This window comes from Streptacidiphilus alkalitolerans, from assembly GCF_042511045.1.
GTDB classification, from domain to species: Bacteria; Actinomycetota; Actinomycetes; order Streptomycetales; family Streptomycetaceae; genus Streptacidiphilus; species Streptacidiphilus alkalitolerans.
Genome location: NZ_JBHEZX010000021.1, coordinates 123,965 through 135,336 on the forward strand (window position 1 = coordinate 123,965; position 11,372 = coordinate 135,336).

At 70.8% G+C, this 11,372-nt stretch carries 8 protein-coding genes; 2 read left to right on the plus strand and 6 right to left on the minus strand.

All coding sequences use genetic code 11. From position 1 onward, the window contains the following. Positions 1–83: 83 nt before the first annotated feature. The 4 genes from ACEZDG_RS33325 to ACEZDG_RS33340 form a co-directional block, all read right to left on the minus strand. Positions 84–1,121, minus strand: a complete 1,038-nt coding sequence (locus ACEZDG_RS33325) for a TniB family NTP-binding protein (RefSeq protein ID WP_380517226.1) — start codon at positions 1,119–1,121, stop codon at positions 84–86. Further along, the gene (locus ACEZDG_RS33330; RefSeq protein ID WP_380517228.1) at positions 1,112–3,280 is read right to left on the minus strand and encodes a transposase; all 2,169 of its coding nucleotides are present in this window, start codon (positions 3,278–3,280) and stop codon (positions 1,112–1,114) included. The genes ACEZDG_RS33325 and ACEZDG_RS33330 overlap by 10 nt, the downstream gene beginning before the upstream one ends. A gap of 8 nt (positions 3,281–3,288) precedes the next feature. Continuing rightward, positions 3,289–4,083 (minus strand): TnsA-like heteromeric transposase endonuclease subunit, encoded by a 795-nt coding sequence (locus ACEZDG_RS33335; RefSeq protein ID WP_380517231.1) that lies wholly within the window; start codon positions 4,081–4,083, stop codon positions 3,289–3,291. 116 nt (positions 4,084–4,199) lie between these two features. After that, positions 4,200–5,435, minus strand: coding sequence for a hypothetical protein (locus ACEZDG_RS33340; RefSeq protein ID WP_380517232.1), 1,236 nt, complete (start codon positions 5,433–5,435; stop codon positions 4,200–4,202). A gap of 136 nt (positions 5,436–5,571) precedes the next feature. Here ACEZDG_RS33340 and ACEZDG_RS33345 point away from each other — a divergent pair, with 136 nt between their 5' ends. Both ACEZDG_RS33345 and ACEZDG_RS33350 read left to right on the plus strand, forming a co-directional pair. Then, positions 5,572–6,114: an HAD domain-containing protein gene (locus ACEZDG_RS33345; RefSeq protein WP_380517234.1), complete on the plus strand. Its 543-nt coding sequence runs from the start codon at positions 5,572–5,574 to the stop codon at positions 6,112–6,114. 93 nt (positions 6,115–6,207) lie between these two features. Then, complete coding sequence (locus ACEZDG_RS33350) at positions 6,208–6,957, plus strand: hypothetical protein (RefSeq protein ID WP_380517237.1); 750 nt, start codon at positions 6,208–6,210, stop codon at positions 6,955–6,957. A gap of 42 nt (positions 6,958–6,999) precedes the next feature. Here ACEZDG_RS33350 and ACEZDG_RS33355 read toward each other — a convergent pair whose 3' ends face one another. Together ACEZDG_RS33355 and ACEZDG_RS33360 are read right to left on the minus strand one after the other, a co-directional pair. Beyond that, positions 7,000–8,430, minus strand: a complete 1,431-nt coding sequence (locus ACEZDG_RS33355; RefSeq protein WP_380517239.1) for a DNA-binding protein — start codon at positions 8,428–8,430, stop codon at positions 7,000–7,002. 31 nt (positions 8,431–8,461) lie between these two features. Further along, positions 8,462–10,945, minus strand: a complete 2,484-nt coding sequence (locus tag ACEZDG_RS33360) for a DEAD/DEAH box helicase (protein ID WP_380517241.1) — start codon at positions 10,943–10,945, stop codon at positions 8,462–8,464. Positions 10,946–11,372: the final 427 nt, after the last annotated feature.

Genomic DNA, 11,372 nt, shown 5'->3' on the forward strand with positions numbered 1-11,372 from the left:
CTCTCCCCTCGTGGTGACGGTGTGTCCGGCCGCGGGCCGGTCGCACGCCTTGCGCTGATCGAGGCTGCGTGGATCAGGTGAAGCTAGGGCCTGCTGCGTACCGCTGCGGCGCGGTCGCGCCGCTGGGCGGGGGTGAGGAGTTGTTCTTGGGCGCGGATGTCGAGGTGGATGGTGTCCAGGAGCTGTTTGGTGATGCGTTCGGTGTCGTCGGTGATGGTGGTGATGGCTGCTTCGCGGATGAGGTGGGACAGGCTGCCGATCACTCCGCCGGTGCGTTGGTGGAGGTAGGGGGCGTGGCGGGCCAGGGTGCCGGGTCGGTGGTGGCGTAGCCGTAGTGCGTTCTCCAGGTCGGTGACCAGTTCCAGCCAGGTCTGCTGCTGGTCGGGGGTGCCGTGGGGGAGGGGGTCGTTGCGCAGGAGCTTGAAGCGTCCGGCGAGCTGCTGTCCGCGGGGGCCGACCAGCAGCGGGGATGCGTGGACGTCGACGCCGGCGTAGACGAACGTGGCCGCGATGCGCTCGCCCAGGTGCTTGATCTGGTCGGAGGTCTCGGCCCCGGAGCGGGTGCGGGTGTCGAGCAGGTGGATGTCGTCGACCAGGACCAGCTGGGTCCGCAGCTCGCCCAGGGTCGCGCAGACCGCGTCGGTGATCTGGGCCTGGTTCATCCGGCGCAGCACGGGCAGCCCCAGGAACCGGGCGAATTCACTGACGAGCATTTTGGGTGTCGCGGCGGGCGGGACCGACACGTACGCCACCGGCAGCCGGTCGCTGATCCCGGGGTGGCGCAGCCGGTCGGCGAGCTCGAAGATCCTTCCCAGCTCCATCAGGATGGTGGTCTTGCCGGTGCTGGCGAGCCCGGAGACGATCAGCCCGCGCCGGGCGGTGCCCCGCTGGCGCCGGTTGACCAGCAGCATCCGCCGCAGCTCCCGCGAGACCCGTTCCATCGCCGGGGTACCCACCACGACGAACGCGGAGTGGTAGTCCAGGCGCTGCTCCCGGGTCCAGCCGTCATCGTCGGCCGGCTGGTCGCCGGGGGCGCTGTCGACGTAGCGCTGCCAGCCCACCCAGGTGCTGACGGGGTCGAACACCTCGTCCTGGTCGGCGACAGGGGTTCCTACAGCCACTGCTTGGCCTCCTGGTAGGGGTTCAGCACACGGGAGGGGCGCGGCGGGCCCGGCTCGGAATCACTGATCTCGCCTTCGTCGCCGTCCTCGCCTTCGTCGAATCCGGAATCGGCCGCCTCATCGGCGTCGTGGAACTGCCGCACGCCCTCGGCGTTAGGATCGCTGCTGCTGCATGGTCCCGCGGTGCCTTCGGCGGTGGCGGCGCCCGCGTCCAGACCAAGGTCAAGGTCGGAGTCCGGTGCCGGGGCGCCTGGGGTCGGGGTGCCGAGGTCCAGGGAGGCGGCGGCTGCGGCGCGGGCGGCGAGGGTGCGTTCGCGGCGGGTGCCCGCCCCGGCGCCGGCGCGGCGCAGCAGGGCGTCCAGAGCCCGGGCCAGGTCGAGTTCGTGGGCGTCGCGGTCGCCGGTACGCGGTACCGCGGACAGGATGTGCCGCCAGGTGGAGTCGGTGAACGGCAGGCTCACCTGCGTGGCGTGGATCCAGGGGACCTCCTGGAAGCCTCCCGGCAGCCGGACCCAGATCCGCGACGGCTCGTACGGGTTGTGGTGGACCTCCAGCGGCTGGCTCGCACCGGCAGTGCTGCGGGTGCGCCGGTACCCGTTCAGGGCCTTGCTGTCGTAGGTGCGGTGGTCGAAGCGGATGCCGTAGTCGCTGACGGGCTGCCAGCGCACCGGCAGCAGTTCGATGTGGTCCTCCGCGGTCAGGGGGAGCGGGACGTAGCCGGCGATGCTGACCAGGGCGCCCCACATCTCGATGGGCGACAGCGCCAGGTGCGGCAGCATCGGGTGCCGCAGCGCGGCGTGCTTGCGCGCGTGCCACCCGGCCACCAGCCACTCCTCGAAGAGCTCCCGCAGCTGCACCAGCGTCCAGTGGGCCTCGCCCTGGACCTGGCGCCCGCGTTCGGCGGTGCTGGAGCCGGTGTAGCCGGCGACGTACTGGCAGAACCCGTGGTTGATCGACCGGAACGCCCGCTCCACCGCGCCTTTCGCGGGCCCGTTCGCCGGCGGCACCGGCTGCACCGAGACCCCGATGGTCGCGCACGCGGCCAGGAACGAGGACGACATGAACATCGCCCCCTGGTCCACGACCACCGTCAGCGGCACGATCACCGGCCGCGCCGCCGCCCCCCGCAGGCGCTCGTCCAAGCTCAGCAGCCGCTCGTAGGGGACCACCGAGCGCTGCAGCGACAACGCCGCGTCCCAGCCCGGGCGCATCCGCATCGGCGCGACCATCTGCGCCAGCAGGACCGCCGCATCCACCGCACTGGTGCTCGGCGGCCGCAGCACCGCCGCACACACCGACCGCGTCGCCACGTCCAGGGCGATCGTCAGCTCCGGACGGCCCGTCACCCCGTCGGCCATCACCGCGAACACGTCCAGCGGCGTGCTGTCCATCATCACCAGCTCACCGGGCCGCAACGCGACTGTCGGCGTGAACGGCGCAGCGGGCCGCGAACTGTGCGAGCGCCGCTGCGCCGCGGTCCCGCGCAACCCCTGGCCCTGTGCCAGGGCGTGTACCAGCCGGTTGAACGTCGAGGCCGGCGGCACCGCCACCACCTCGGGACCGTGCACCTCATCCAGGTGCCACCGCACCTGGTCGCGAAGCCGCGTCAGCGTCCCGGTCGACCGGTCCCGCTGCTGCCCCAGCACCGCCACCACCGCCTCCACCACCCGCTGATCGGCCCGCCCCACCGCCGAGGCCGGACGGGTGCTGCGCCGGTCCACCAGCCCCCACACCCCCTCGCTCCGGTACCGCGCCCGCATCCGGCGCACCGTTCTGACGCTCACCGCCTCCCCGGCCGCCGTGAGCTCGGCGGCCTTGGCCGCCTCGCGCTGTACCAGCGAGGTCACCGCCGGGTCGAACCCGGCCCGCGGCACCGCACCGGTGGTGGCCGTGCCCGACTCGACCTCCCGCACGTGCTGCTCCCAGGCCAGGGCCTGCGCCCGCACCTGCTCGGGAAGGGCGTCCAGCAGCCCGGCCGCAGCCACCCGCGCCTGCGGCGGCGCGTCGAGGACCTCGAACTGCGGGTCGGCCAGCAGCAGGGGCAGCAGCACCGTGGCGAGGGCGCCCGACTCCTCCAGCAGGCACGCGCGGGAGCCCTCGAGCGCGGCAAGCGTCCAGGCGCGCCCCTCCCACCGCACCCGGTCCCCGACAGCGAGCACCGCCCCGGTCACCCCGGACCCGCCACGACGGTGGCCGCGGTGGCCAGGGTCCGCTCGTGCAGCGGATGGTTCAGGGGAGCGGTGAGCGCACCGCTCCACAGCGCATGGAAGAGCACCGGCCATGCTGCGATGGGATCCCCGAGCTGCCGCACGCCCTCAATGAGTGGCAGAGGCCACTCGAACAGGGCGAGGACCTGCTCCCTCGGGATGCCGGCGCCGTAGCGGGGATGGCGGTAGCCCGACAGCCACCGCACGTTGGCCTCGAGCACCGGATCAGGGGGCTGGGTGATGCGGTAGTGCCAGCCGACCGCCTGGACTGCGGTGGTCATCGCAGCCGCATGGTTAGCTATGCGGGCCGGGACGCCCTCGCTGCCCGCGCAGTCGACCAGCAGGCCGCTGCCGTCCCGAAGCCGTGCCATCAGGTGCGGGGCATGGACGGCGACCGCACCGTCATCTCCCAGCCAGGTGAACTCCACTGGGCTGCAGGCCAGCGCGACCACGTGCGGATCGTGGTCCAGCAGCATGAGCTGGGTGCGCATCGCGCCGAAGCCGTAGTGCACCAGGCGCCCGGTCGACGCCGACCACCACCACCCCGGAGCGATCCGACGCCCGCGTTGCACGGGGAAGGTCCGCACCGCCGCCAACTCCTCCAGCGCCACCGTGTGCGCAGCCCGGGCCCAGGGCAGGCGATCGAGTTCGGTGCCTGTGCCGACGATCCGCGCCTCGACCTGGCCGACGCTGCTGCAGCGATCCGGATGCCGTCCGCCCGCGAGCACCGTCGCATCCTCGCCGGTCGAAGCCATTTTCCAGGTATCCCACAGGCCCGCGCCCCCCAGGCCCGGAACCCCCGTACGACTGACGACGCCCCTGACCATGCGCTATAGGAGTCCGAAGAACAGCCGCCCAGGTCTCATGTCACCTACCTCGTCGGCGGTCCAGCTGCTTGCTGGTGGGTGGGGTTGCCGTTCAGGTTGTGGTCGGTGCAGGGCCAGGGGCCGGTTGCGAGTGGACCAAGGGGTGTGGGGAGGAGGTGGAGGTCGTGGTCCAGGGCGAGGGCGACCAGGCCGCTTTCGAGGATGAGGGTCCGGGTGGTGATTCCTGTGCCGGGGAGGGTGTGCAGGTGGTGGGGGGTCATGTCGGGGTCGATGGCGGTCAGGTTGCCGTTTCGCCAGAGCACGGTGGTGCCGTGGGTGTCGGTGGCTGGCGGGGCGGTGTAGTAGCCGGGCAGGTGGGGTCCCTCGCCGGGTTCGCCGCCGGGTGACAGGTGCCGGAACTGGGTGGGGGAGGGCTGCCGGTTGTCCATCTCCGCGGTGCGGATGGTGCCGTCGGTGGTGACGGTGAGGGCGCCGTGGCTGGGCCAGCGGGTGGTCGTGGTGCCGTCGCGGTTGAGCAGGGCGGTCTCGAAGGCGCCGTAGCCCTGGGCGCCGATCAGGAACGCGCCGTCGCCAGCGATGGCCTTGTGCCCGCCGGGGGCCGGGGCGGTGACCGCGACGGTGTGCCCGGTGTCCAGGTCGAGCAGGAAGGTGCGGGCCAGGCCACTGCTGTCCTGGAAGGACGCGGCCACGCGGTCGCCGGAGACGAGCAGCGGCTCGTGGTAGGCGCTGCGGACCCCACGTGGTGTCCAGGGGCGCTTGGCCTGCGGCGTCCAGCCGTTCTCCTCGCTCAGCTCGACCACCCCGGGGTAGGACAGGTCGCCGAGCCGGATAGGAGTGGACCACAGTTGGCGGCCGGCGCTGCTGTAGCGGGCGACGCGGGGCTCGCGCAGGGGCGCTGGTCCGCGGAGCCTGGGTGGGGCGGCGGTCCAGGTGATGCAGAAGCCGTCCGGGAGCAGGACGAAGGTGCCGATGTCCTCGCCAGGCTGGCACGGCGGGGCGACGGTGTTCAGGGTGCGGCCCTCGGCGTCGATCTCCTCCAGGACGTGCCAGGCCGCTTCGGGGCGCGCGATCCACACGGTGCCCCGGGAGCTGACTCGGGACCAGGGGCGGCCGGTGCCGGGGAAGTCCCGTCGCCACAGCACCCCGCCGCGCTGGTCGACGGCGCTCAGCACGGTCTTCAAGGGATCGGAGCCGTAGCTGGTCACGAACAGCGGGCCGGCTGGGTCGCCGGCGGCCAGGTGCCAGACCTGGCCGGGCATGGTGGCAAGGAACGCGGTCATGATCCGCATCCTGCCCCACCGGCGGCGGTGCGTCAGCCCTCCCTCCGTACAGAAGGTATGCCAGGGGGCAGGACCGGCGGCAGCGGCGAGTGGAGCAGCAGCGTGCGAACTGCTTCGGTGCGGCTAGGGTTCGGCGGTGACTGGTTCTGTGTGGCGTCCGCTGCTCTTCCTCGATGTGGACGGGCCGTTGATTCCGTTCGGTGCGACGCCTCGTCAGCTGCCGGGCGGCTACCCGACTTTTCCGGATGCGTCAGAGCTGCGGGTGGGCGGGGTGAATCCTCTGCTGTCCAGGCTTGATCCGGGCCTGGGGCCCCGGTTGGTCGCGCTGGGGTGCGAGCTGGTGTGGGCCACGACCTGGATGGAGGAGGCGAACGAGTGCGTGGCGCCGCGTCTGGGGTTGCCGCGGCTGCCGGTCGTGCTGTGGCCGGAGCCGGACCAGGAGGAGGGGCGCGACGGGCTGCACTGGAAGACGCGCGGCCTGCTCGCCTGGGCGGGCGGGCGCCCGTTCGTCTGGCTGGACGACGAGATCACCGGTACTGACCGGCGGTGGATGGCTGCGCACCATCCGGGGCCGGCCATGCTGCACCGGGTCGACCCCGCCGCAGGCCTGACCGGCGCGGACTTCACCGCTGTCGAGTGCTGGCTGCGTGCGGCCCGTCCCGCGCCGCCGACGCGATGAGGAGCCCCGCAGTACCGTGCCCCGTCCCGGAGCTCGGTCGGGCCCCGGGGGGCCTTATCGTCTTGAACCCCTATCGCTGTGTTGGAGGCTTCCATGGCTACGGAGAACCTGCCCGGGGAATCGGTCGGTGTCTGCCCATCCGGTCCCGCTGACCTGATAGCTGGTCAGGTGGGGTTGTCGGAGGTGTTGGCGGTGTTGGCTGGGGTGCGGCCGGTGTTTCATTCGGAGGCGGATCTGCAGCATGCGTTTGCGCGGGTGCTGTGGGGGTTGGCGCCGGAGGTGGAGTGTCGTCTGGAGGTGCGGCAGACCGTCTCGGAGGGTGTCGAGCATCTGGACCTGCTGTGTCTGGGTCCGTTGGGCCGTACGGCGGTGGAGTTCAAGTACGTGAAGCGTGCCTGGAGCGGCACGGTGGGCACCGGTCCGATGGAGGAGCGGTACGCGTTGAAGTCGCACGGCGCCCCTGATCTGGCCCGGCGTGACTTCGTGTTCGACGTCGCCCGGCTGGAGAAGTTCTGCGACCGCCCCGACCAGAACGGCCTGGCGCTGCTGATCACGAACGAGTCGGCGCTGTGGCAGCAGCCGAAGCCGTCGGGGACGCAGTCCCGCGACCGCGAGTTCCGTCTGCACGAGGGCGGTGAGCTGAGCGGGACGCTGTTGTGGGGCGGGGGCGACTTCGCCCCCAACACCCGGGTCCTGCGGGGTACCTATCCGTTGCGCTGGCGGCCGTACTCGCAGCGGCCCGGAACCGGGGGAGAGTTCCGGTACCTGGCCCTCTTCGTCGACCCCGCTGTGGAGGCCCCGTTGGAGGCCGTGACCCCGGAAGCAGACAGTTCGCCAGCCTGAGTGTGGTCGCCGCGCGGCCGCGCCGGCGTTCAGCATCGTTCCTCATGCCTGTGGTGGGCGGTGTCGGTAGCCGTACTGGTCTTCGATGTGGGCTTGGTGGTCGTCGATGTCTTGTTGGAGTTCGTCGGTGGGGAGGTGTGTCCATTGGGCGAGGTGGTGGAGGGGGATGCCGGCGGTGTGGGCGGAGCTGGCGATGCCGGTGATGGCGTGGTCGAGGGTGGCGATGGCCTGGTTGAGGGTGTCGATCAGCTGGTGGGTGGCGGTGGACAGGGGTGCGGTGTCGTGGGGGTCCAGGCCGGCGAGGAGGTCGGTGGCCTCGCGGACTTTTTCGTTGATCCAGCTGCGTTCGGGGCGGGGGATGGTGGCGCGCCAGGTGATGGTGCCGTCGGTGCGCTGGGTCAGGGTCCGCAGGAGCGCGGTGACGGAGGTGGGTTGGTGGTCGCGGGGGATCCACCATGTGTCCTGTCCCCAGTCGCCGGGTTGTCCGATGCCGTGGCGTTGGCGCACCACTGCTCCGTGCCAGCCGTTCAGGGCGGTGCTATCGGTGGTGGCGCCGGCCTGGGCGAGCCAGGGCCGTCCGAGTCTGCGTCCGAGCTCCTGATCGAACTGTCCGTTGGACGGGGAGATTCGGTAGGTGCCGGGGCCGCCGGTGTCGTGCCAGACCATGTCGGTGACGGCGGGGTCGATGAGGGCTCCGGCGAGGGCGAGGGTCTCGGGGAAGAGGGCGGCTTCGCGGGCGACGGCGCGCCACCACCAGAACTTCTCGCCGGCGTCGCCGCCGGCCAGGGCGTGCAGTCGGGCGGGCCAGATCCGCTCGTCGCTCCATTCGAGTGCGAGGTCCCACCACTGGCACACCACGGCCCGGGCGACCGCGAAGACTGCCCCCGGTGCCACCCCTGCCGCGGCCGCTCGCCGGGCTACGGTCGGCCACTGCTGCTGCGCCGCCGCGATCTCGGGGCAGGCCCGCAGGTCGAGATATTCCAGGTCGTGTCCGTCGCCTGCGCCCAGGGTCCAGCGCTGGTGGCGTCGGCAGACGCGTTGCCATCCTTCGCGGTACCGCATGGCAGTCACCACCTGTCCGGTGCGGCGGGCGGTGCAGGGCCGGCAGGCGTAGGCGACGGGTCCGTGGGCTGCTGCTCCGGACTGCCAGCGGGCCTGCGGGCGGCCCAAGGAGGAGGTGCTGGTGAACGCGGCGGGTCCTTTGGCCCAGGCGGGCAGGGCGCGCTGGAGGGTCTGGGGGTCGGTGCGGCACAGGGCAGCGAGGAGGGCTTGCCCGGCGGGGTCGAGGAGGATCTCGGCGTCAGCGCGTACTCCGCTGGTGGCGGGGGAGCGGGACGGGTTGTTGCGCCACTCCCATGCGGCCCGCAGGTCGGTGGACGTCATGCCGTAGCGGGCGGCGGTGCGCCCCAGTAGCGACCACACCGTCTCCCCGGCCGTGGGCGCGACCTTGAGTACTCCCTGCGTCAGTGGCACAGCGTCATCTCCTCCCAGGCCGGCCTCCGCCTCACCAGCGCATGCCGAGCTTGCTCAGCGCGGCGCGTTGTTCGTCGGTGAGTTTGGCGGCCCTTTGCCTCTGGTTGCCGATCCAGAGCCCCGCCTTCACCTCGATCCCGTCCACGACTGCGACGTCCTTGCGCTTGATGTCGGCGATGGTGCCGCCGTGTTGTGCGGCCCAGGCCTGCGCTGCTGCGAGTCCGGTGTTGAACCGGTCGGCCTGGCTGCGCGCGGGTGGGGCCGCGGGTGCTGCGGGGTGCGCGGCGGGGGTCAACCCGATCCGGCTCAGTAGTTCTTGCTGCCCGGGCTGGAGCTGGTGCCACCGGGCCTGCTGTGCCCTGGTCCATTTGCCGATGTCCTGGCCGGACATGCGGGTGCCGTCGGGCATGTCCAGCAGGTCTTGGAGCGTGCCGCTGTTGTCGGTGTGGGCGAGGGCGATGCGGTAGGAGCGTTGCCAGGGCAGGGGCCAGGTGGGGTTCCACCAGGGGTCGATCTCGGCGAGTTGGGCGGTGCGTGCCTGGGTGAGTGTCCCGGCGTTGGCGGCGGATCTCTGTTCGACGAGCCAGCGCCCGATCTTGGTCGAGTCGGCGACCGTATTGGCGCTGCAGGCGAGGTGTTCGGTGTGGGTGGCGGCGTAGGTGCGGGCGATGGCGAGGTTGGCGTCCCAGGCGGCGTCGTGGGCGTTCCAGACCATGCCCAGCTCGTCCAGGCGGTCGACCCGTGAGGGCAGCAGCTCGTCGGCTGCGTACGCGGCCCGTTGGGTTGCCGCCCACCTGCCGAGAGGGAAATCGGACCCTGGGCAGGTGGCGTCGACAGGAATCGCCATCGAGGAATGGATCTCGTGCCAGCGCCGGGCGGCGGCGTAGCCGCGCAGCCAGTTCTGTGCTTCAGGACTGAGCACCCGCAGCCGTACCGCGGCCGCGACCTCGGCGGCGGTGTGGAGGCCGCCGGCGAACTCCAGCACCATCCGCGGCACGCCCACCCCGGCGTCCCGGGGCTGCTCCGGGTCCTGCGCGTCGTCTTCCAATTGGGGGTCGGGCTGCTCGGTGCCGGAGCGGCGTTGGGGTACGGCCAGTCCTTCGATGAGCGAACTGTCGTACGAGCGCAGTCCTTGGAGGATGTCGAAGAGTGGCTTGAAGCCGGGGTCGGCGATGAGGTCGCTGGTGGTGGCGGCGTCCTCGAGCGTGTCTTCGGCGGCTTGGGCGACGATGACGGGCACCAGGATCGAGGCCACTTTCCCCGCGCCGGGCTGTTGGCGCAGGGCCCGTCCGATGGCCTGGATGAGCTCGACCAGGCTGCCTTTCGGGGTGGTGAACACGACCGCGTCGCTGCGGGTGTCCAGGCCCTCGGCGAGGACCTTCGCGTTGGCGATCAGCGCGGGACGCTCCAGACCGCCGGGCTTGTCGTCGTCGAACTCGGTGAGCACCTGCTTGCGGTGACGCCCCGTGTGCTCGCCTGAGAGCCAGCGCGCCCAGATCCCGTTCGGGAACGCCTCCCGGAGATCGTCATCGGTGTCGATCCGTCGCGGAAGCGTTGACGCGAATACCTCGCACTCGGCGATACGGTTGTGGAACGTGATGACCTTCTTCAGGTTGTTCGTCCTGATGGCCTTGAGAACCGCTACCTGAATAGCCGCAAGCCGGGCCTCGACCGCCGATTCACTCTCGGTCTCCAGCATCGCATGGAGAATCGGGTCAACGATTTCGAGGGCTACCAGCTGAAATCTTGCTAGCACCCCGATATCCTGGCTTCGCATAAGCGTCAAGGATTTGTTGGCCACAGGGCCGAATACGGCCTCGTCGTCCATGGACATGGCCAGCTCTCTCGGCAGCGACTGGTACGCGGGGCCGGCCTGCGGATCCTCCTGGACGCGGTCGGCGTCCAGGGTCTCCGGGATGTTCCAGACTCTGGGCGTGGCGGTCATGTACAGTCTCGCGGCGGCGGGCAGTGCCTGGTTGTCGTGCACGGCCGCCCATGGCTTCGATGCCGCGCCACTGGTTCGATGGGCTTCATCGACGATAAGGGCGGACCAGCGCTGAACAGCGCTTATTCCATACTGCCCGAAGTCTTCGCCGTGCGCTCCGATGACAGTCGGAAGGCTCGCGTAGGTCCCGAAGACCGTCACCGGCACTCCCTTGCCGGCCTTCGAGAGCCAGAACGCCAGCCTCTCCGAACTGGTGGTGCACAGCACCCCGGTAGCCGGCTCGTGGTCCGCCATGGAGCACACCGCGTACATGCGCCCCGCCCGCCCGGCGGCCCGCCAGGTATCGATCGTCTGACTCAGCAGATCGAGCGTCGGAACGAGCACGAGAATAGGCCCCCTCGAGGCGATCCTCATGCCCGCGTGCGCCGACATGAAGGTCTTCCCGGTACCTGGGGCAGCGATAAGCTGAGCCCGCAACCCGTCAACAGGAAGAGCCTGGCCCGGGCGGAGCGTCAGCGCTCTGACAACATCGTCAACCGGCTCAACCTGAAAAGCACGAAGTTTGGACATGAGACTCCCTACCCGTACACGAGGAGACCCAGAACGGAGCTACTTGGGTGGGTCAATTTTCGTAAACGACGAACAGTTGAAGACTGATGCAGCATGATAGTCAATCGATCAACGACATCTCCTCAGGGTACCAGCCCACCCCGAAAGCCCGGAGCAAATCCGCGCAACCCGCACGCACTCTTCTAGTCGCGGGATCCGGGAGCGAAGCGGACGGATCCCTGACCCGCACTCAGGCTGCTGCGAAGCAGCAGCCAACAGCGCCAAGCGAAGCGCGGCGCAACCCTCACGGCAGGCCAAAGCGAAGCGCCAGCCTGTGCCGCCCGGCGAAGCCGGGCGGCAGTGCAAGCGAAGCGCGCACTCCATTCCCGCCGCGAAGCGGCGGGAATCCCTTGCACAGCGCGCAGCGCTGTGGTACCCGCTCCGCGGG

Bases quoted from the DNA above. Each gene is read 5' to 3' on its own strand.
- ACEZDG_RS33335 (WP_380517231.1), bottom strand. From the start codon at position 4,083: ATGGCTTCGACCGGCGAGGATGCGACGGTGCTCGCGGGCGGACGGCAT.
- ACEZDG_RS33340 (WP_380517232.1), bottom strand. From the start codon at position 5,435: ATGACCGCGTTCCTTGCCACCATGCCCGGCCAGGTCTGGCACCTGGCC.
- ACEZDG_RS33350 (WP_380517237.1), top strand. From the start codon at position 6,208: ATGGCTACGGAGAACCTGCCCGGGGAATCGGTCGGTGTCTGCCCATCC.
- ACEZDG_RS33360 (WP_380517241.1), bottom strand. From the start codon at position 10,945: ATGTCCAAACTTCGTGCTTTTCAGGTTGAGCCGGTTGACGATGTTGTC.